Source organism: Streptomyces sp. cg36 (assembly GCF_041080675.1).
Taxonomy (GTDB): Bacteria; Actinomycetota; Actinomycetes; order Streptomycetales; family Streptomycetaceae; genus Streptomyces.
Window position 1 is genome coordinate 3,860,653 of sequence record NZ_CP163520.1, and the last position, 18,379, is coordinate 3,879,031.

The window sequence follows — 18,379 nt, forward strand, 5'->3', positions numbered from 1 at the left end:
CGCACCCCTCGTGGGGCGCGGGCAGCCGCGCGGCCGTACGTCCCGGACCGGTCGGCGTGGTTCGGGAGCGGCACGGCGCCGGCGTGCGACGGACCGCGCGGTCGGACGGTCCGGGCTAGGCGTCCGGTACGTGCAGGAGCTTGTCGGGGTTGCGGATCGCGTCCACCGAGGTGATCCGGCCCCCGTCGACGGTGATCGCCACGATGGTGCGGGCCCCGTCCCAGTGCCACAGCGCGAGCCCCGGCGCCCCGTTGACGTGCGCCAGGCGCAGCCCGTCCGGCGGGACGTGCATCCGGGTGAGCGCCACGATCCCGCGCGCCACGCTCTCGGCGCCGCGCACGATGCCGCGCATCGCGGTGACCTTGCCGCCGCCGTCGCCGCGCCAGACCACCTCGGGGTCGAGCAGCGACACCAGCCGCTCCAGATCCCCCTCCTGGCACGCCTTCCCGAAGGCGCTGACCAGCTCCCGCTGGCGGGCGTACCCGGCGGGGTGGTGCGGGCGGCCGCTGTCCACGTGCCGCCGGGCCCGCGACGCCAGCTGCCGCACGGCCGCCGGGGTCCGCCCCACCACGCCCGCCACTTCCTCGAAGGGCAGCCCGAACACGTCGTGCAGCAGGAAGGCGGTGCGCTGGGCGGGCGACAGCTCGTCCAGGACGATCATCAGCGCCATCGACACGGACTCGTCGAGCGTGACCCGGTCGGCGGGGTCCTGCTCGCCCGGCGCGTGCTCCACCAGCGGCTCCGGCAGCCACGTCCCGACGTACCGCTCGCGCCGCACGCGGGCGCTGCCCAGGGCGTCCAGGGCGAGCCGGCCCACCGTGGTGGTCAGCCAGGCCCGCAGATCGCGCACCCCGGCCGGGTCCTCCAGACCGCGCAGCCGCAGCCACGCCTCCTGGACGCAGTCCTCCGCCTCGGCCAGGCACCCCGTCGTCGTGTAGGCGACCCGCAGCAGCCGGGGCCGCTCCCGTTCGAAGGCGCGGGCCAGCCCGTCCTCCCCGGAGAGGGCGCCGCGCCCGGCGGCGGCGCTCACCGCAGCCCCGCGACGCTCGCCCAGACCTGCTCGGTCCTGAGCCACTCCCCGAACGACATGGTGCCGCGCACGTCCGGCTTCTCCACGGTCAGCGCGCCCGCCCGCAGCGCCTGCCCCATCCGGCCGGGCAGCGGCACCGGCATCAGGACCGCCCGGCGCCCGGTCACCGCACGCCAGACCCTCGCCATCTCCCGCACATCGGTGTCCTCCGGCCCGCAGACCTCGATCCGGCTGCGGTGCGGCACCCCCTCGGCGACATCGGCGACCACCCAGGCGGCCTCCATGCAGGCGACCGTGCGCAGCCGCGCCCTCGGCACCGGCACCACCCCCCACTTGGCGGCCGACGCCAGGGCTGCGGCGAGCAGTTCGTGGAACTGGGTGGCCCGCACGATGGTCCAGGGCACCCGGCCCTCCCGCACCACCCACTCCTGCTCCGCCTTGGCCTGGAGATATCCCATCGGCACCATGTCGCAGCCCACCACCGAGACGCACACATGGTGCTGCACGCCCACGGCGCGGGCGGCGGCGAGCAGCCGCCTGGACCCGTCGACCAGCGTGCGGGCCGCGCCCTTGGCCGACCCCTGGCCATTGGCCGCGTCGACGACCACCTCGCACCCCGCGAGGGCGTCGATCAGCCCCTCTCCCGTGGTCAGATCGACCCGGTAATCCGGTGACCTACGGCTCAGCACGCGTACGCGATGACCCCGCGTACGCAGCTCCTCGGCGACGCGGCTTCCCAGCGTCCCCGTCCCTCCCGCAATCGCGATGTCCATGTCCCTAGGACGACGCGCCGGGCCCGGATGTGACAAGGGCCTACCGCGTGCCCGGTCCCCGCGCAAGCGAACAGCTAGCTGTGCAGTGCACCGGCCGCTTCGGGGTGTCCCTCGGGCTCCAGTTGAAGGGTGGAGTGCGCCAGGTCGAAGTGGTCGCCGACGCACCCCTGGAGCCGTCCGAGGAGCTCGCCGTACCCGTCGGCCAGCGCCTTCTCCTCGACCACCACATGGGCGGTCAGCACCGGCATCCCGGAGGTGACCGTCCAGCCGTGCAGATCGTGCACGTCCACCACGCCGGGCTGCTCCAGCAGATGGCGCCGCACCTCGTCGAGGTCCACGTCCTGCGGGGCGGCCTCCAGCAGGACGTGGACCGCGTCCCGCAGCAGCCCGTACGCCCTCGGCACGATCAGCAGGCCGATCACGATCGAGGCGACCGGGTCGGCGGCCTGCCAGCCCGTCAGCAGGATGACCAGACCGCCCACGATCACCGCGACCGAGCCGAGGGCGTCGCCGAGGACCTCCAGATAGGCGCCCCGGAGGTTGAGGCTGCGGTCCTTGGCGTCCCGCAGCAGCCACAGCCCGACCAGGTTGGCGGCCAGACCGCCCACCGCGACGGCGAACATCAGCCCGCCCTTGACCTCCACCGGCTCGCTGAACCGGCCGATCGCCGACCACAGCACCCAGATGAAGATCGCCCCGAGCAGCAGCGCGTTCAGCACGGCGGAGAAGATCTCCACCCGGTAGAAGCCGAAGGTGCGCCGGGGGGTGGGCGCCCGCTGCGCCAGGGTGACCGCGCCGAGCGCCAGCGACACCCCGACCGCGTCGGTGAGGCTGTGCGCGGCGTCCGCGAGCAGCGCGAGGGAGCCGGAGAGCAGCGCGCCGACCACCTGGATGACGGTGATCGACGCGCTGATGCCGATGGTCCACAGCAGCCGTCCGCGGAACGAGCCGCTCAGGGTGCCGGTGGCCGGGGCCCCCGCGCCGTCCGGCCGGAGCCGGGAGCCCGGGGGAGCGTGGTCATGGCCCATGCGGAAAGTCGATCACGCCCGGGGCAGCCCCGCGACCCGGCCGGGCGCGGGCAGCGCGACGCGCAGCTCGGCGGTGGTGGGCCCGGCGGTGGTGAGCAGGGAGGGCGCGACATTGGGCAGCGAGCCGCCGCGCAGCGACTCCTCGTCGTAGCGGCGCACCGAGCGGTGCCAGTGGAGGATGCCGGCGATCCAGTCCTCGAACTCCCCGATGTACGCGTCCAGCGCCCGCCGCCCGGCCCCGTCGAGCCCGAACTGCTCGTACAGCCCCGGCACTTCGTTCTCCTTGAGGTGCAGGAACTGCCGCAGCCGGGAGCGGACCAGCTCGTCGGCGACGCGCACGGCCGTCGGGTAGTCGCAGTCGAAGAAGCGCTGCACCACCAGGAGCAGGTTGTGCAGCTCGCCCTCGAACTCGATCTCCTTCTGGTACGAGAAGAAGTCGTTGATCAGCATCCCGTAGTCGGCCGCCGCGTGCGCCAGAGCGGTCATCGTCCCCGTACGCAGCAGCTCGGGCGGCAGGACGTCGGCGTGCCGGAGCCGGGCGAGGGCCACGGTCAGCTCGGAGCCGAAGGTGTGCCGGCGCATCTCGATGTAGTCGACCGGGTCGGGGACGCGGTGCTGGGCCGTGTTGAACAGCTCCCACAGCCAGCTCTCCAGCATCGTCTCCACCGCGTCCCGCAGCTCCTGGCGCCCCCGCAGCGGCATCGGCCCCGCCGTGCGCCGCCACAGGTCGGCGAGCCCCCGCTCCATCGGGGTCGCCGCGAGGGCCGCCCCGGCCGCCGGGTCGTCCACGTCCAGGACGTGCAGGAACCGCTCGTGGGCGGCCCGCGCCCCGGCGAGGTCGCGGGAGCGGCCGAAGACCAGCGGGTAGTAGTCGTCCGCGTACGTCCCCCAGGTCAGCCACTCGGCGTGCAGCTCCAGCTCCTCCGGGGTGGCGTCCGGGTCCAGGCCCGCCGAGCAGAGCGCGAAGTCGTAGCCGCGCGCCTTCTGCTCGTCCCAGATGTCGCTGAGCAGCCCGGTCCGGTCCGCCCAGGCGAGGGACCGTTCCCGCGCGTGCGCCAGATGGGGGCTGAGCCGCAGCTCGAAGGGGAAGTCGAAGTCGGGCAGCAGGGACGGGCCGACCCGGCTGAACGGCACGTGCGCGTGGCTGCGCAGCCGGGCGGCGGCGGCCCGCCCGAAGAGGTTCTTGATGTCGAACGCGGAGGTGCCGAGCACGCCCGCCGCCACCGGAGCCGCCTCGACCTCCCCGTTCATGTACCGGCTGGAGCGCATGTGCCACTCGTGGCCGCCGGACTGCCAGTCCTGGAGGCCCTTCACGTACGCGCCGATACGGGCGCACTCCCCGGCGTCCAGCCCCTTGTCCAGACAGAGCGCCGGAACCTCGGTCAGCGCGGTGTTCTCGAACTGCTGGAGCCGGGAGGTGAGCAGGTCGTTGACCGCGTCCGCGGCCTCCTGGGTGGAGCACTCCAGGAAGGTCTCCAGGACCAGGACCCCGTTGCTGAGCTCGCCCTCGTCCTCCACCTCGCGCTGGTACGAGAACAGGTCGTTGCGCAGGTGCACCGCGTCCGCGAAGGCGTCGGTGAGGACCCGCAGCGGGCGCGTCCCGGCCGCGGCGGCCGGGATCTCGGCCCGCGCCGCGTACTCCACCAGCCCCGCCGACCAGGGCGCGCCGCCCACCTTGCGGCGCATCTCGATGTACTCGACGGGGTTGGCGATCCGCCCCTCGTCGATGTTGACCAGCTCCCACATCGACTCGTCGAGCAGATGGCGGGTCGCCGTGGCGAACCGTTCCCGCCAGCCGTACGACATGCTCGGCACGGTCCGGGTCCACAGGTCGGCGAGGCCGCGCTCCACCTGGTTGGTGGGCTCGGGGAATCCGTCGGCCAGGTCCATCGGCATGAAGGCGGCCAGCCGCTCCAGATAGGCCCGGCCGCCCTCGATGTCCTGGGTCCGCTTGAACTCCTCCAGGAAGTGGTCGTCGAAGAAGAACACCCACACGTACCAGTCGGTGACCAGCGCGAGGGCCTCGGCGTCGCAGTCGGGGTGGGTGTAGGAGCACAGCAGGGCGTAGTCGTGCGCGTCCAGGTCGCTCAGCTCCCAGACGCCGGACCCCGCCAGCATGCCCATCGCGTCGGCCCACTCCCGGGAGTGCACCCGGGCCGCCTCCAGATTCGGATTGAGCCGGGCCGGATACGGCATGTAGAAGTCCGGCAGGACGAACGGCTGGCTCACTGGGTTCCCCTCCTGGTGCCACCGGTTGGTCGGCCCCGGTTCTACCCGGCGCGGACGCCCGCATTCGGTGGCGGCGGACCGGTCATACGAAAGCGTGAGTTCGGGGGAAAACCTGTACGGGCCGGCGTCCGGGCATGCGTCGCGGGGCGGCCCCGGTGATCATCGGGGTATGGCAGCCCACGAGAAGCCCCTCTCCCTGCACCTCGCCCAGCAGCCGGAGGCGGACGCCCTGCTGAGCCGCAGCCCGCTGGCCGCGCTGGTCGGCATGCTGCTCGACCAGCAGATCCCGATGGAGTGGGCCTTAGATGGAGCGGCTATGCGCCCCGAACGGGTACAGGGCAGTCCGGCGAGTCGAGCCACACCCGTTCGCCGTCGCTGTCCACGGTGAGACCGAAGCGAGTGAAGCCGGGGCGGCCTTGCTGGTCCCACCAACGGAAGGCGGCTTCCGTCTCGTCCCACAGCTTGCGCGGGCCAGACTGGACTACCACGTACTCACTGGCTTCTGGCTCGTAGTCGGCCGACGCCCACGATTGGGTGTCGGTGCTGTAGGTCCACAGCGTGTAAGAGCCGTCGTCGTACCGCTCGGCACGCCAGAACGCCCCGGACACTCGCAGCCCGATCACGAACTGTGCGAGCCACCCGCCGATGTCGGCGGGCGAAAGCGCGGTCGTGCTCCTGGCGCCGTCTGCGGGCCACTCCCGTCCCTTGAGGTAGGCGTCGAAGGGCGGGCGTTCCGTGCGCTGTTGCCGCAGGCGCATAAAGGCACTGGAGCGGGTGAACGGGCCGTTCGCCGTACCGTCGTCGCCGACGACCAGGCGCACGATGCACTCGCCCCCGTAGTCCGTTCCCCACGGGGCGACGACGACCCCGCCGGGCCGGGTCTGCGCGATCCAAGTCCGGGGCACTTCCCCGACCGAGCACGTAGCAATGACCCGATCGAACGGGGCACCAGAGGGATGACCAAAGCGCCCGTCTCCCACGATGACCAAGGGTGACAGGCCAGCGCGCCGGAGATTCTCCCCCGCGCCCTTCGCCACGTCCTCGTCGTACTCGACACTGACCACGTTCGCGCTGCCGAGCCGGTGCGCGAGAAGACCCGCGTTCCAACCGGTGCCCGTGCCGATCTCAAGAACGTGTTGCCCTTCCCGAGCGTCCAGGTCGGTGAGCATCGAGAAGACCATGCGCGGCATGGAACTGGAGCTTGTCGGCGTGGCTCCCAGCCCGTCCCCGGTATGCCGCCCGTCGTCCCACTGAGTGGTGAGGGGGATGTCTGAGTACACCGCCTTGAACCACGCGTCCGGGTCCTTGGCATGGTCCACCAACGCCGTCTGCTCGGTGCCGTCCGCGATGCCCGGCCAGATGCGGTCAGGCACGAACAGCTCACGGGGGACCGCCTTGAACGTCGGCAGCCAGTCAGAAGCCAGCGCGCCCGCCTCAACGAGCGCAGAGGCGAGCCCCGAAGGACCCGCCCCCTCTGTGCGTGTGCTCACAGGTACCTACTTACCCGTCGCGGGGCCGGAGCCGTCGGACGTGTTGCCGCCCTCGTCGGAGCCGCCACCACCATGCTTGGCGCCGCTGTCGCTGTCGTCTTGCTGGCTTCCGCCCTGGCCGCCTCCGGACCCGCCGCCGTGCTGTCCACCCATGGGATGCTCCTTTGCAAGTCGGGTTGATGATCTGTGCTACCCGCCCGGCCGACTCCGCTTCACGGGGCGTGCGACCGGACGGGCGTCTTGCCCCGACCCCCGGCGGTACGGGGTCCCGCTGCCTCTCGCGCACCGTGCCATCCGTAGCAGGGGCGAGGACTGCGGGCAGTGGGCCGTCAGGGGCCGGGAGTCTCAGGGGCGGGTGCATCGGGCCGCGAGGGTGGGCTCGTTGTCGGGGTGGCGCTGCAACTTGTAGACGACAGCGCGCAGTGTGCTGCGGATGGTCATGGCTGACGTTCCTTCAGATTGTTGGCGCGGCAGAATGCGGCGGCTTCCCAGAGGGGCCCATCGGTGAGGGGCGCCAGCCTGACCGTCCGCGTCTCGCCGTCCCATGCGATGGCTTTCCCAAGGCGTCCGCGCGCTGTGTCCTTGACGATCACGCCGGGGTCGGGAATCCATGGGGGCGTCCCCATCACTTCGACTGGACCGGGGTCGACCACACGCGGGCCAAGCGCATCTCGTGCATGGTCGGTTCGCGGAGACGCTCGGGCGGCGCGGCCCATTCGGCACCCCCGCCGGGCGGTACAAGGTGGGCGGAGCCCTCGTACAGGCGCCGTACCTCTCCGGTCCGGCCGTCCGCTGTGTCGACTGCGTACCGCCCCTGTGTGGGGGTCCAGTTGTGGGCCATCGCTTATCGCCGTCCCCTCGCGTGTTGACCCGGCGAGCCTCCCGCCGACCAGCACGAAGTCACAGGGACGGAGCGTCCTAGTCTCGCAACGCTAGTTGGCTACCCCCAGGAAATCGGCAAGCCGACGCAGCCCCGGAGGATGATTCGGCCCCGCCCACAGGTCACTGACGATTGCCACGGCAAGCGTGTGATGACGCATCCACGCCGGGGCCACCCGGTGCAGGGACTCAAGGGCCTTTACGGCTCCAGTAGCGTCCCCCACGTCTGTGTGGGCTCGTGCCACGTCGAGCAGCAGCCACGTTCGCCACGAAGGGGGCGTGTCCGTGCTGAGCCGCATCCCTTTCGCCAGTACTAGGGCCTCCTCGGGCCGCTCATGCTGAACAGCGAGGCGGACCCGCTCAATGCGCACGGACGACTTACTGAACACCGACACCAACTTGCCGTCCACCGGGGGAGGCAGCTTGGCCAGCCGACCCGCCGCACGCTCCGCCGTCCGCATCATCTCGTCAGCGGTGTCGTAGTCGTCGTTCCGGGCGTACGACGTAGCTGCGGACATGAGCAATCCACCCCACACCCGAACGCCTTCCGCTGTGTGCGTGTGCTCCCGCTCCACCCCGTCAGCGGCGTACACGGCAAGGTGCGTCGCGTCGTCCAACCGATTCTGACGTTGGTACGCCCACGCCACGGAGTTGGAGATCATCGGGGCCAGCAACGGGTCCGACGACTTTCCGGCGGCGTCTATCGCTCGCTCAAGAGCAGAGAGCGCAAGGTCGGATTTCCCCAGGCGAATAGCGAGGTGCCCGCCCAGTTGCAGAGCCTTTCCCAACGCGGCCTGCCCGGCTGCCCGCTCGTCCCCACTGCCGACGGCAGCCGCTAGGCGAGCGTCAGCGATGATGCCCGGCAACACGTCCATAAGGCGGCCGAACTCCGCGCCGTGGTACAGCGTCCACCCTTCGGACAGTTCCGCCCGCAGGAGGGGCAGAGACAGCCGTTCAGCACCCGACGGCTCAGGGGGTGGAGCAAACAGTGGCGGCATGATTGCCCGACGCACGGCAACGAGCTGAGGTGGGTCAGCCTCACCATTCGACGGCACGCCCGGCGGGTCTCCCAGTAGGGCCGTCAGCTCGGCACCCAGCCCCTTGGACAACGCGTGAAGTGTCGGCAACCGCGCGCTGTGCTTGCGCTTCTGCTCAAGCTTGCGGATCACGTCCACGGACACGCCGGACCGCTCCGACAGCTCCTCTTGCGTGAGGCCAGCAAGTCGGCGCAGCCTTCCAAGCCGATCGCCCAGGTGGTCAGCCATGCCGCCAGCGTACGGCGGTCCCCGCAAGGCGGGAGTCGTCTCCGGGAACGCAGGAAGCCCCCGCGCCGACCCCTGTTGAGGGAGCGAGCCACAGGGGCGGTTCGGATCGCTTCGACGACTCCAAAACCCGTAGAGACAGCGGGGTGCTATACGCATGCGGTCCGGAAAGGGGTCAAAGGGGGGCGCTCCCTACCCTTTAACTAGATCGCTTTCGCCGTCCCATTCGAACGTTTCGCCAGTTCAACGAGCTATAGGTGCCTGAACTTTCGCAGCGCCCACCCGTCCCTCACGCATACGCAATGTCAGAAAGGCAGCACGTTGCGGTCGAAGTCCTCGTTTTGAGCAGTCATGTACGTACATGGCTGCCCCTACTGGAGCGCAAGGGTTTCCTAGAGACGGGTCGTTGCAGGCAAATTCCCGCCCTCCGGGCGTGACGTAAATGACGTAAATAGGGTGCCGGGGGCCTGGGCCCGCCTGCGGGCCGTGGCGGGCTGGTCGCAGGTGAACGGGATTCCCGTTCAGGGGGTGCAGGGGCGCAGCCCCGCGTTCTTTGGGGGCGCGGGGAACTGCGCGAGCAAGCCAGCACGGTCCGCAGGCGAACGCGAAAGCCGGGGCGAGGGCCGCAGGCCCCGCTCAGGGGTGCGGGGGCGCAGCCCTGGGTGGGGGTGCGGGGGCGCTGCCCCGGGCGTGGGTGCGGGGGCGCAGCCCCGATCAAGGGGGGCCGGGGTGGTGACCACCGCGCCCCGGGGTGGTGGACCGGGGGGTGGGGGTCAGCGGCGGCGGGTGCCGAATAGGGTGCGGGTGATTTCCCGCCCCAACTGCGTCCCCACGGACCGCGCCAACGACCGGAACACCCCACTCCCCACCACCTGCTCGGCCAACGACTTCTCCCCCCGCTTGGCCGCCGGCACCACCGCCTCCACCGCCGCCGCCTCCCGCGCCCGCTCCGCCGCCGTCAGCTTCTCGAAGGCGGACTCCCGGTCGACCGCCTCCGCGTAACGCCCGTAGAGCGGGGAGGACTTGACCGCCCGTTCGAGCTCCTCCGCCGGCACCGGCCCCATCAGGGACTGCGGCGCCCGCAGCCGCGTCGCCGCGACCGGCGTGGGCGCGCCCTTCTCGCTGAGCACGGTGATCACGGCCTCCCCGGTGCCGAGCCCGGTGAGCAGCTCCTCAAGGTCGTACGCCGAGTTCGGAAACGTACGCACGGTCGCCTTCAGCGCCTTCGCGTCGTCGGGGGTGAAGGCGCGCAGCGCGTGCTGCACCCGGTTGCCCAGCTGCCCGAGGACGTCGGCCGGTACGTCCTTCGCGGTCTGCGTCACGAAGAAGACGCCGACTCCCTTCGAGCGAATCAGCCGGACCGTCTGGGTGATCGACTCCAGGAACGCCTTGGACGCCCCGTTGAAGAGCAGATGCGCCTCGTCGAAGAAGAAGACGAGCTTGGGCCGGTCGACGTCACCGACCTCGGGCAGCCCGTTGTACAGCTCCGCCAGCAGCCACATCAGGAAGGTGGAGAAGAGCTGGGGCCGCTCCTGGACGGCGGGCAGTTCGAGTACGGACACCAGCCCGCGCCCGTCCGGCGCGAGCCGCAGCAGCTCGCTGACGTCGAACTCCGGCTCACCGAAGAACTCGGAGGCGCCCTGCTGCTCGAATGTGGTGATCGCCCGCAGGATCACCCCGGCGGTCACGGCCGACAGCCCGCCGATCCCCTTCAGCTCCGGCTTTCCGACGTCGGAGACCAGGAAGCCGGTGACCGCCTTGAGGTCCTTGAGGTCGTACAGCTCCAGGCCCTTGGAGTCGGCGTAGTGGAAGATCAGGCCCAGCGACTGCTCCTGGGTCTGGTTGAGCTGGAGGACCTTCGACAGCAGTACCGGCCCGAAGCCGGTGACGGTGGCGCGCAGCGGGATGCCGGTGCCGATGCCGCCCAGCGCGTAGAACTCGCTGGGGAAGCCGGCCGCCTGCCAGCTCTGCCCGACCTGTCCGGCCCGCTCGCGCACCTTCTCGCCGTCCTGTCCGGGCGCGGAGATCCCGGAGAGGTCGCCCTTCACATCGGCCAGGAAGACCGGCACGCCGTTCGCGGAGAGCTGCTCGGCCAGCAGCTGGAGCGTCTTGGTCTTGCCGGTGCCGGTGGCCCCGGCGACCAGGCCGTGCCGGTTGAGCATGCCGAGGGGGACGCGTACGGGCGCGTCGGCGTGGCACGCCCCGTCCCAGAGCACCGCCCCGAGCTCCAGCGCCGGCCCGTCGAAGGAGTAGCCGGTCACGATCTCGGCGACGGGCGGCGGCAGCGCGACGGAGGAGGTCTCTCCGGGGGCATCCGCGGGGGCATCCGGCGATGCCCCCGGGGGCGTCCGTGGCTGATCGCTCTCGGTCATGGCGAGCCCCCTATGTCGGGTTTGCGGCACTTGACCCAGGATCGCACTGGCGCACCATGGCTGCGCCCGGAGCCGCTTGCCCGGTAGGCTTTCCGTGTGATCTTCAAGCGCATCGGAAGCGGGCGGCCGTACCCCGACCACGGCCGGGAAAGCACCCGGCAGTGGGCGGACGTCGCGCCGCGCCCGGTCCGGCTCGATCAGCTCGTCACCACGAAGGGCCAGCTCGACCTGGAGACCCTCCTCGCCGAGGACTCGACGTTCTACGGTGACCTCTTCGCCCACGTCGTGAAGTGGCAGGGCGACCTGTACCTGGAGGACGGGCTGCACCGCGCGGTGCGCGCGGCGCTCCAGCAGCGCCAGGTGCTGCACGCGCGCGTGCTGGAAATGGACTGAGCGGACGGCGTACGGGCGGCGCACGGGCAGCCGCCGCCGTCGGCCCCGCCGGGACCGTGACTGATCCTTTCGGGCCCTTTACGGCGCATACGGGCGTCATCAGCTGATCGTTTAGTAGGCATCGTCACCGGGTCGCACTACGCTGCGCACATGAGCATGCTCACTCCCCCCGGCATGGGCGGAAAGTACCGCATCACGGGCGACAAGTACCCGCGGATGCGCCGCCCCCGCCGACGCGGCCGGCTCCTGCTCGCCGCGGTCGCCGCCGTCGTGGCCCTCGGTCTGATCGGCTGGGGAACGATCCAGCTCATCGACGTCTTCGGCGGCTCGGACGACACCAAGAAGGACACGGCGGCCAAGCACGCGTGCGCGCCGAGTGCCGCGCCGTCGACGGCCACGGCCGCCGGTGCCGGGCTGCCCAGGCCCGCGCAGATCACCGTCAACGTCTACAACGCGACGCCGCGCGGCGGGCTCGCCAAGGAGACCGCCGACGAGCTGAAGAAGCGGGGCTTCGCCATCGGCAAGGTGGGGAACGCGCCGGCGGAGTACGACAAGAAGGTCAGCGGGAACGGGATACTGCTGGGCGCGCCCGGGGCCGCTCGGGGGAGCTTCTCCGTGCTGGGGGCTCAGCTGAAGGGGGCTTCGCAGAAGACGGACGCGCGGACCACGGCGGACGTCGACCTCATCCTGGGGTCGGCCTTCCAGGCCCTGGATTCGGCTCAGCAGGCCACGGCGGCGCTGGCGTCCCTGGCGAAGCCGGCGGCGGCGCCCCAAAAGTGCTGACCCCCACCCCGCCCGTTCCCTAAACCCTCCGGGGGCTGGGGGGGCCGAAGCCGCCGCCGCCCGACGGGGGGTTGCCCCGCGCCCCCAAAGAACGCGGGGCTGCGCCCCTGCACCCCCTGAACGGGAATCCCGTTCACCTGCGGCCCGGTGGGGCTTGCTCGCGCAGTTCCCCGCACCCCTGGAAACCCGCTTTCGTCTGCGGGCCGTGCGTGGCTGGTTGCGCAGTTCCCCGCGCCCCTTAAAAGCCGGTGGCCGAGCGAACCGTTTCGACCACCCCACCCCCCTCATGGGGTGACCCGCCAGCCGAAATCCCCACCTCAGCCCCGTCTCTTAGGGGCGCGGGGAACTGCGCGAGAAGCGACCACGGCCCGCGGACAGACGGGGGGTTTCAGGGGCGCGAGGAACGGCGCGAGCAACCCACCACGGTCCGCAGACAAAGGCGGGTTTCCCAGGGGCGCGGGGAACTGCGCGAGCAACCCACCACCGGCCCGCAGACGAAGCCCCGGCCCAAAAGAGGCGCCGGTCCGCGGGCGGACGTCCACCCCCAGGGGTGTTCCGGGGACGGAGTCCTCGGGGGTACCGGCTATTCGGCCGAGCCGTACATGCGGTCCCCCGCATCCCCCAGCCCCGGCACGATGTACCCGTGCTCATTGAGCCGCTCGTCCACCGACGCCGTCACCACCGTCACCGGCGTCCCCGCCAGCTCCCGCTCCATGACCTCGACGCCCTCGGGCGCGGCCAGCAGCACCACGGCCGTCACATCGTCCGCACCGCGCTTGATGAGCTCCTTGATCGCCGCGACCAGGGTGCCGCCGGTGGCGAGCATGGGGTCCAGGACGTACACCTGGCGCCCGGAGAGGTCCTCCGGCATGCGCGTCGCGTACGTCGACGCCTCCAGGGTCTCCTCGTTGCGGATCATGCCCAGGAAGCCGACCTCGGCGGTCGGCAGCAGCCGGACCATGCCGTCGAGCATGCCGAGGCCCGCGCGCAGGATCGGCACGACCAGGGGGCGCGGGTACGACAGCTTCACGCCGGTCGTCGGGGTCACCGGGGTCTCGATGTCGACCTGCTCGGTGCGCACGTCGCGCGTGGCCTCGTAGGCGAGCAGGGTGACCAGCTCGTCGGCGAGGCGCCGGAAGGTCGGCGAGTCGGTGCGCTTGTCGCGCAGGGTGGTGAGCTTGTGGGCGACCAGGGGGTGGTCGACGACGTGGAGACGCATAACCCCACAGTAACCGGGGCAACGGCCCCGTCGCGCCGTCCGCGCTGGCATCAAACCACCCACCCGGGGGAAGGTGGGAGGGACTGACTCACCCCCGGGGCGGTGCGCACCCATGGCGGAACACCAGCAGGAGCCGGGCCGACCGGCGCAGGAGCGGCCCGAGAGCGACGCGGAGCGCCGGCGCAGGCGCGCCCAGTTCCTGCGCGAGCTGAACGAGGCGAAGGCCCTGCGCGACCGCGTCCAGCCCCGCCGCGCCCGCGCGGCCCGTATGCGCCAGGCCATGCGCATGCGAACCTTCCGCTGGTGACCTGAGAATCCGACCAGCGCGGCGACCGGAGAAACGCAACCGCGGAAGAACTCTCGCGACGGCGTTGTTTCTGCAACGATTCCAGTGAAGCCACGGCCGGGGGGACCCCCAACCGGCACGCCTATGACCAGTGGGAGAGTCACGGTGTACTTCGCCGCACTGCTCGCGCGCACCGAAGACGGGTGGGAAGCGAGCGACACAGAGCTCGACGATGTGGAGACCCTCGCCGACCTCGCCGACCTGGCCCGCGAGGCCACGGCCGACGGGGCCGACGACACGGTGCTCGTCTTCATCGAGCAGGAGGATGTCTGGTTCGGCGTCGTCCGCGTGGACGGCGAGGAGGACCCGCGCATCTACGTCTCGAACGCCGCCGCGGCGGCCCGTTCCTCGTACGGGGAGATCCTCCTCACCGACGAACTGCTCGGCCGCGATCCGGCCTCCGACGACAGCGCCGACGAGCTGGACGCGCTGGACCTCGACGGCACGGAGGACGGCGACCTCGACGAACAGGAGGATTCCGACGACGAAGCGGCGAACGGCCTGCCCCCGGTGCCCTCGGGCCCGGTCGGGGACGCCGCGATCCTCGCCGACCTGGGCGTGAGCGAGAGCCAGCTGCTCACGCTCGACTCCGACGCGCTGGTGGAGATCGCCGACGTGCTGGGAGCCGCCGACGTCCTGGAGGCCGTGCGCTAGTGGCCGTGGCGCACGATCCCGTACGCGACCCCTGGGCGGAGCCGATGCGCACCGCCCTGGGGGAGGCCGGGCGGGCCGCGCTGGCCGGCGACGTGCCGGTCGGCGCCGTCGTGCTGTCCCCGGACGGCACGGTGCTGGCCACGGCCCACAACGAGCGCGAGGCCACCGGCGACCCCACGGGGCACGCGGAGGTGCTCGCGCTGCGGCGTGCCGCCGCGCGGACCGGCGAGTGGCGGCTGACGGGCTGCACGCTGGTGGTGACCCTGGAGCCGTGCGTCATGTGCGCCGGCGCGCTGGTCCAGGCCCGGGTCGAGCGGGTGGTCTACGGGGCGCGCGACGAGAAGGCGGGTGCCACGGGTTCGCTCTGGGACCTGGTCCGCGACCGCCGGCTCAACCACCGCCCGGAGGTGGTGCAGGGCGTGCTCGAAGAGGAGTGCGCGCGGCAGCTGACGGCCTTCTTCCGGGACCGCTGAGGGCGCGGTGACCCACGTCTCACCCCGGTCGCCGGATACGGATTTCAAACCTGGGGCCACCTTGGGCTAAGCTCTCTCTCGGTAGCGTGTCCGAGCGGCCGAAGGAGCTCGCCTCGAAAGCGAGTGTGGGGAAACTCACCGAGGGTTCAAATCCCTCCGCTACCGCTCTCAGAAGGGCCCCGACAGCGTCGGGGCCCTTCTTGCGTGCCGTTTCCCCGTCCCGCGCGCCCGCCGCCTTCCCGTGCGCCCACGGGCTCACCCCGCGGCGCGCACGCGGAAGAGCCCCGGTCGACCGGCGACCGGGGCTCTTCGTCCGCTCCGCTTGGGACGGGGGGAGCGGCATCGGGGGGACAGCCGCTCCCCCCGACGAGAACAGGACCCGCAAGTCGGCGCCGCCAGTCAGGGGGGAAGTCTGCGGCGCGGACCCCGCAGTGAGGTCCTGTTCCTGGCCCGGAGATTCCTGCCAGATCCGCCGGGCTCAGGAACCATCCTGCGCCGAACACGCGTCCGTAGAGTCCGGCGAAGGGCCTTGATCAGGGGGTCCTTGGTCCTTAAAGACGGGGTGAGGACGCGGGAGGCGGCGTTGGTTAGACTCACGCGATCGCACAGGGGAGCCGGGGAGGGTGCACGCACGTGGACGTGAAGAAGGTCCTGCTCTATTGCGCGGTCGTCTTCGTGCTGTACACGATCATCACCTCGCCGGTGGAGGCCGCGGGAATGGTCCAGACGGGGTTCGAGGGGATCTCCTCGGCCGCCAAGGGCATAGGCGAGTTCATGACCGAACTGGTCCGCTGAGCCCCGCGGGCCCCACGGGGTCCTGGGGGCCGCCGGTACGTACGATCAGCGGGGCGCTGACTCGTACGTACGGCAAGGAGCCAACATGATCCGCCATCTGGTCCTCTTCAAGCTCAACGAGGGCGTCGAGCGCGACGAACCGCGCGTGGCCGCCGGGGTGAAGGCGTTCGAGGAACTGGACGGGCTCGTCCCCGAGCTGAGGTTCTGGGAGTGCGCCTGGAACATCACCGACCGGCCGATCGCCTACGACTTCGCCATCAACTCGGCGGTCGAGGACGCGGACGCGCTCAAGCGCTACCTCGAACACCCCGCCCACCAGGCCGCCGCCGGCCAGTGGCGCGAGTTCGCCACCTGGGTGATCGCCGACTACCCGTTCTAGCCGGTACGCCCGAGGGCCCCGCACCCGAGTGGTGCGGGGCCTTTCGCACACCTTGCGCCCAACTTGCCCTCAACACGTGGTTATCCGGTGCTTGCACACAGTGGACATGTCTTGTGATGCTATGACCGCTTTTGACGGATGATGACCGCGCAGTGACCTCAAAGGGGTGGCGTTGACCGTGCCGGCCAGTACCGCACCTCAAGTGCCGCCCCAGAACGAGCCCCAGGAGGCTCCGGAGGGCCATCGGGCCCCCGTCCGGACCAGCACCCGGGGTGCGGACACCCGGGCGCTCACCCAGGTCCTCTTCGGGCAGCTCAAGGGCCTGCGGCCGGGCACCCCGGAGCACGACCGGGTGCGCGGGGCGCTGATCGAGGCGAACCTGCCGCTGGTGCGGTACGCGGCGGCCCGCTTCCGCTCCCGCAACGAGCCGATGGAGGACGTGGTCCAGGTCGGCACGATCGGGCTGATCAACGCGATCGACCGGTTCGACCCGGAGCGCGGGGTGCAGTTCCCCACCTTCGCCATGCCGACCGTCGTCGGCGAGATCAAGCGGTACTTCCGCGACAACGTGCGCACCGTCCACGTGCCGCGCCGGCTGCACGAGCTGTGGGTCCAAGTGAACGGCGCCACCGAGGACCTGACGACCGCTCACGGCCGCTCGCCCACGACCGCCGAGATCGCCGACCGGCTGAAGATCGGCGAGGACGAGGTGCTCGCCTGCATCGAGGCGGGCCGCTCCTACCACGCGACCTCCCTGGAGGCGGCCCAGGAGGGCGACGGGCTGCCCGGACTGCTCGACCGGCTCGGCTACGAGGACCCGGCGCTCGCCGGGGTGGAACACCGCGACCTGGTCCGGCACCTCCTCGTACAACTGCCCGAGCGGGAGCAGCGGATCCTGATGCTGCGCTATTACAGCAATTTGACGCAGTCCCAGATCAGCCAGGAGCTGGGGGTCTCCCAGATGCATGTGTCCAGGCTGCTGGCCAGGAGTTTCGCTCGACTTCGATCCGCAAATCGAATCGAGGCATAACCGGATCGGGTGATCCACCTTCGGGTGAACGAAGGACCGGAAAAAGCCGCACACCCCCTGCTAACTGCACGTATCCACCCCTCACTTGTCGACAAGTCACTACAGCGCGTTGCCGACATGTGACATTCTGCTGGAACCGCGTTTGGCGCAGCTCCGCCTCCGGTATTCAGGTGGAGGCTGCGTTCCTCCGATGGTCGTGGCCACCGCGACCGTCCGCGACCTCAAGGGGGTGGCATGTCCGCAGAACAGGGCAGCTCGAAGGTGCAGGTGCTCACGCTCACGAAGAGCGCGCCCGCGCCCGATGTGCGCGAGAGCTCGGAAGCCATCGACACGCGCGCGCCGCTCGACACCGGCGCGCCGCTCGCCGCGATCCCCTCCCCCGCCGCCCGGCGCGAGACGGCGACCGCCCCCCGCGAGCAGCTGGACACGCGCACGCTCTCCCGCTCCCTGTTCCTGCGGCTCGCCGAGCTGGGCGCCGAGGAGAGCCCGGAGCGTACGTATGTGCGCGACACCCTGATCGAGCTCAACCTGCCGCTGGTGCGGTACGCGGCGGCCCGCTTCCGCTCCCGCAACGAGCCGATGGAGGACATCGTCCAGGTCGGCACGATCGGCCTGATCAAGGCGATCGACCGGTTCGACTGCGAACGGGGCGTGGAGTTCCCGACGTTCGCGATGCCGACGGTGGTCGGGGAGATCAAGCGCTTCTTCCGCGACACCAGCTGGTCGGTCCGCGTCCCGCGCCGCCTCCAGGAGCTGCGGCTCGCGCTGACCAAGGCGAGCGACGAGCTGGCCCAGAAGCTGGACCGCTCGCCGACGGTCCCGGAGCTGGCGGCCGTCCTCGGGGTCCCCGAGGAGGACGTGGTCGACGGCCTGGCGGTCGGCAACGCGTACACGGCGTCCTCGCTGGACTCCCCGTCCCCCGAGGACGACGGCGGCGAGGGCTCCCTCGCGGACCGCCTGGGGTACGAGGACGCGGCGCTCGAAGGCGTCGAGTACCGCGAGTCCCTCAAGCCGCTGCTCGCCAAACTGCCGCCGCGCGAGCGCCAGATCATCATGCTGCGCTTCTTCGCGAACATGACCCAGTCCCAGATCGGCGAGGAGGTCGGCATCTCCCAGATGCACGTCTCGCGCCTGCTGACCCGGACCCTGGCACAGCTGCGCGAGGGCCTGATCGCGGACTGACGCGTGGGGCGGGGCCCGCATCCGAAGGCCGCGCCCCTTCTCGTACCACCCGCGCCCCTTCG

The 18,379-nt window shown here is 71.2% G+C and carries 18 protein-coding genes, 1 tRNA gene and 1 pseudogene; 11 read left to right on the plus strand and 9 right to left on the minus strand.

What is annotated here, in order from left to right:
• Nucleotides 1-115 precede the first annotated feature (115 nt).
• From sigJ to AB5J87_RS17135, 4 genes are all read right to left on the minus strand, one after another.
• On the minus strand, nt 116-1,030 hold the full coding sequence (gene sigJ, locus AB5J87_RS17120) for an RNA polymerase sigma factor SigJ (protein ID WP_369377590.1): 915 nt from the start codon (nt 1,028-1,030) through the stop codon (nt 116-118).
• Nucleotides 1,027-1,803 carry an SDR family oxidoreductase gene (locus AB5J87_RS17125; RefSeq protein WP_369377591.1) on the minus strand — a complete coding sequence of 259 codons (777 nt, stop codon included), beginning with the start codon at nt 1,801-1,803 and terminating at the stop codon, nt 1,027-1,029. The genes sigJ and AB5J87_RS17125 overlap by 4 nt, the downstream gene beginning before the upstream one ends.
• A 74-nt stretch (nt 1,804-1,877) precedes the next feature.
• The gene (locus tag AB5J87_RS17130) at nt 1,878-2,831 is read right to left on the minus strand and encodes a cation diffusion facilitator family transporter (RefSeq protein ID WP_369377592.1); all 954 of its coding nucleotides are present in this window, start codon (nt 2,829-2,831) and stop codon (nt 1,878-1,880) included.
• A gap of 12 nt (nt 2,832-2,843) precedes the next feature.
• Nucleotides 2,844-5,060 (minus strand): germacradienol/geosmin synthase, encoded by a 2,217-nt coding sequence (locus tag AB5J87_RS17135; protein ID WP_369377593.1) that lies wholly within the window; start codon nt 5,058-5,060, stop codon nt 2,844-2,846.
• A 169-nt stretch (nt 5,061-5,229) separates the two neighbouring features.
• On the opposite strand from AB5J87_RS17135, the pseudogene AB5J87_RS17140 reads away from it, so the two are divergent.
• A pseudogene (locus AB5J87_RS17140) lies at nt 5,230-5,361 on the plus strand (Fe-S cluster assembly protein HesB); the annotation flags it as partial.
• A 13-nt stretch (nt 5,362-5,374) separates the two neighbouring features.
• Here AB5J87_RS17140 and AB5J87_RS17145 read toward each other — a convergent pair.
• The 4 genes from AB5J87_RS17145 to AB5J87_RS17160 all read right to left on the minus strand — a co-directional run bounded on the left by AB5J87_RS17145 (nt 5,375) and on the right by AB5J87_RS17160 (nt 11,063).
• A complete protein-coding gene (locus tag AB5J87_RS17145; protein WP_369377595.1) occupies nt 5,375-6,550 on the minus strand; it encodes a methyltransferase domain-containing protein in 1,176 nt (391 codons plus the stop codon).
• Between the two features lie 6 nt (nt 6,551-6,556).
• Complete coding sequence (locus AB5J87_RS17150; protein ID WP_369377597.1) at nt 6,557-6,703, minus strand: hypothetical protein; 147 nt, start codon at nt 6,701-6,703, stop codon at nt 6,557-6,559.
• A 779-nt stretch (nt 6,704-7,482) separates the two neighbouring features.
• Entirely contained in the window at nt 7,483-8,694 is a 1,212-nt protein-coding gene (locus AB5J87_RS17155) for a helix-turn-helix domain-containing protein (RefSeq protein ID WP_369377598.1), read from the minus strand.
• A 770-nt stretch (nt 8,695-9,464) separates the two neighbouring features.
• A complete protein-coding gene (locus AB5J87_RS17160; RefSeq protein WP_369377599.1) occupies nt 9,465-11,063 on the minus strand; it encodes a helicase HerA-like domain-containing protein in 1,599 nt (532 codons plus the stop codon).
• Nucleotides 11,064-11,159: 96 nt separating this feature from the next.
• On the opposite strand from AB5J87_RS17160, the gene AB5J87_RS17165 reads away from it, so the two are divergent.
• Entirely contained in the window at nt 11,160-11,456 is a 297-nt protein-coding gene (locus AB5J87_RS17165; RefSeq protein WP_053725882.1) for a type II toxin-antitoxin system VapB family antitoxin, read from the plus strand.
• A 150-nt stretch (nt 11,457-11,606) separates the two neighbouring features.
• Nucleotides 11,607-12,239 (plus strand): LytR C-terminal domain-containing protein, encoded by a 633-nt coding sequence (locus AB5J87_RS17170; RefSeq protein WP_369377601.1) that lies wholly within the window; start codon nt 11,607-11,609, stop codon nt 12,237-12,239.
• Nucleotides 12,240-12,822: 583 nt separating this feature from the next.
• Here AB5J87_RS17170 and upp read toward each other — a convergent pair.
• Nucleotides 12,823-13,458: a uracil phosphoribosyltransferase gene (gene upp, locus AB5J87_RS17175; protein ID WP_101389265.1), complete on the minus strand. Its 636-nt coding sequence runs from the start codon at nt 13,456-13,458 to the stop codon at nt 12,823-12,825.
• Between the two features lie 112 nt (nt 13,459-13,570).
• On the opposite strand from upp, the gene AB5J87_RS17180 reads away from it, so the two are divergent.
• The 8 genes from AB5J87_RS17180 to AB5J87_RS17215 all read left to right on the plus strand — a co-directional run bounded on the left by AB5J87_RS17180 (nt 13,571) and on the right by AB5J87_RS17215 (nt 18,317).
• Nucleotides 13,571-13,765, plus strand: coding sequence for a hypothetical protein (locus tag AB5J87_RS17180; protein WP_369377603.1), 195 nt, complete (start codon nt 13,571-13,573; stop codon nt 13,763-13,765).
• Nucleotides 13,766-13,909: 144 nt separating this feature from the next.
• Entirely contained in the window at nt 13,910-14,458 is a 549-nt protein-coding gene (locus tag AB5J87_RS17185) for a hypothetical protein (RefSeq protein WP_369383562.1), read from the plus strand.
• 44 nt (nt 14,459-14,502) lie between these two features.
• On the plus strand, nt 14,503-14,931 hold the full coding sequence (gene tadA, locus AB5J87_RS17190) for a tRNA adenosine(34) deaminase TadA (protein ID WP_369383563.1): 429 nt from the start codon (nt 14,503-14,505) through the stop codon (nt 14,929-14,931).
• 80 nt (nt 14,932-15,011) lie between these two features.
• Nucleotides 15,012-15,096 (plus strand) — tRNA-Ser (locus AB5J87_RS17195).
• A 468-nt stretch (nt 15,097-15,564) separates the two neighbouring features.
• Nucleotides 15,565-15,726, plus strand: a complete 162-nt coding sequence (locus AB5J87_RS17200) for a hypothetical protein (protein ID WP_369377605.1) — start codon at nt 15,565-15,567, stop codon at nt 15,724-15,726.
• An 85-nt stretch (nt 15,727-15,811) separates the two neighbouring features.
• Nucleotides 15,812-16,105, plus strand: a complete 294-nt coding sequence (locus AB5J87_RS17205) for a Dabb family protein (protein WP_369377606.1) — start codon at nt 15,812-15,814, stop codon at nt 16,103-16,105.
• A gap of 178 nt (nt 16,106-16,283) precedes the next feature.
• Nucleotides 16,284-17,135 carry an RNA polymerase sigma factor SigF gene (locus tag AB5J87_RS17210; RefSeq protein ID WP_369377607.1) on the plus strand — a complete coding sequence of 284 codons (852 nt, stop codon included), beginning with the start codon at nt 16,284-16,286 and terminating at the stop codon, nt 17,133-17,135.
• A gap of 234 nt (nt 17,136-17,369) precedes the next feature.
• Nucleotides 17,370-18,317, plus strand: coding sequence for an RNA polymerase sigma factor SigF (locus AB5J87_RS17215; RefSeq protein WP_369377608.1), 948 nt, complete (start codon nt 17,370-17,372; stop codon nt 18,315-18,317).
• Nucleotides 18,318-18,379 lie beyond the last annotated feature (62 nt).

What these genes read in the sequence shown, in the direction of transcription:
- AB5J87_RS17125 (WP_369377591.1), bottom strand. Translation starts at nt 1,803, where the DNA reads ATGGACATCGCGATTGCGGGAGGGACGGGGACGCTGGGAAGCCGCGTC.
- AB5J87_RS17130 (WP_369377592.1), bottom strand. Translation starts at nt 2,831, where the DNA reads ATGGGCCATGACCACGCTCCCCCGGGCTCCCGGCTCCGGCCGGACGGC.
- AB5J87_RS17170 (WP_369377601.1), top strand. Translation starts at nt 11,607, where the DNA reads ATGAGCATGCTCACTCCCCCCGGCATGGGCGGAAAGTACCGCATCACG.
- tadA (WP_369383563.1), top strand. Translation starts at nt 14,503, where the DNA reads ATGCGCACCGCCCTGGGGGAGGCCGGGCGGGCCGCGCTGGCCGGCGAC.
- AB5J87_RS17215 (WP_369377608.1), top strand. Translation starts at nt 17,370, where the DNA reads ATGTCCGCAGAACAGGGCAGCTCGAAGGTGCAGGTGCTCACGCTCACG.
- AB5J87_RS17205 (WP_369377606.1), top strand. Translation starts at nt 15,812, where the DNA reads ATGATCCGCCATCTGGTCCTCTTCAAGCTCAACGAGGGCGTCGAGCGC.
- upp (WP_101389265.1), bottom strand. Translation starts at nt 13,458, where the DNA reads ATGCGTCTCCACGTCGTCGACCACCCCCTGGTCGCCCACAAGCTCACC.
- AB5J87_RS17150 (WP_369377597.1), bottom strand. Translation starts at nt 6,703, where the DNA reads ATGGGTGGACAGCACGGCGGCGGGTCCGGAGGCGGCCAGGGCGGAAGC.
- AB5J87_RS17160 (WP_369377599.1), bottom strand. Translation starts at nt 11,063, where the DNA reads ATGACCGAGAGCGATCAGCCACGGACGCCCCCGGGGGCATCGCCGGAT.
- AB5J87_RS17180 (WP_369377603.1), top strand. Translation starts at nt 13,571, where the DNA reads ATGGCGGAACACCAGCAGGAGCCGGGCCGACCGGCGCAGGAGCGGCCC.
- AB5J87_RS17155 (WP_369377598.1), bottom strand. Translation starts at nt 8,694, where the DNA reads ATGGCTGACCACCTGGGCGATCGGCTTGGAAGGCTGCGCCGACTTGCT.